This is a genomic window from Mesorhizobium marinum, from assembly GCF_040813675.1.
In the GTDB taxonomy this organism is placed as follows: Bacteria; Pseudomonadota; Alphaproteobacteria; order Rhizobiales; family Rhizobiaceae; genus Mesorhizobium_K; species Mesorhizobium_K marinum.
This window is the reverse complement of record NZ_JBFOCI010000045.1, coordinates 1-523: the sequence shown is the minus strand read 5'-3', so window position 1 is coordinate 523 and position 523 is coordinate 1. Positions and strand designations below refer to the sequence as shown.

Sequence of the window (523 nt, the reverse complement as noted above, 5' to 3'; positions counted from 1 at the left end):
AGGAAAGGCATGGCGCCATCCGCCTCGGCACCGAAGCCGAACTTGCCATGATGCGCCGCGTGTTTGCCGTGATGGGCATGTTTCCCGTCGGCTACTACGACCTGAGCGAAGCCGGCGTGCCGGTCCACTCGACCGCCTTTCGGGCCGTCGACGCGGCGGCGCTGAAGGTCAACCCGTTCCGCGTGTTCACCTCGCTGCTCCGGCTCGACCTGATCGCCGATCCGGACCTGCGCGAAGCGGCGCGCAAGACGCTTTCGGCGCGGCGCATCTTTTCCGACGGTGCCGTTGCGCTGGTGGAGAAGGCCGAGCGCGACGGTGGGCTTTCGCACGCGGACGCCGCGCGCTTTGTCGCCGAGGTGCTCGACACCTTCCGCTGGCACGAGGTGGCGAGCGTCAACCTCGCAATGTATCAGCGCCTGCACTCGGCCCACCGCCTGATCGCGGATGTCGTCTCGTTCAACGGGCCGCACATCAACCATCTCACGCCGCGCACGCTGGACATCGACGCCGTGCAGGAAGGCAT

At 67.3% G+C, this 523-nt stretch carries 1 protein-coding gene; it reads left to right on the top strand.

All coding sequences use genetic code 11. From position 1 onward, the window contains the following. Positions 1-523 (top strand): 2-oxoadipate dioxygenase/decarboxylase family protein (locus ABUE31_RS22785; RefSeq protein ID WP_367726054.1); only part of this gene is annotated, 523 nt, incomplete at both ends.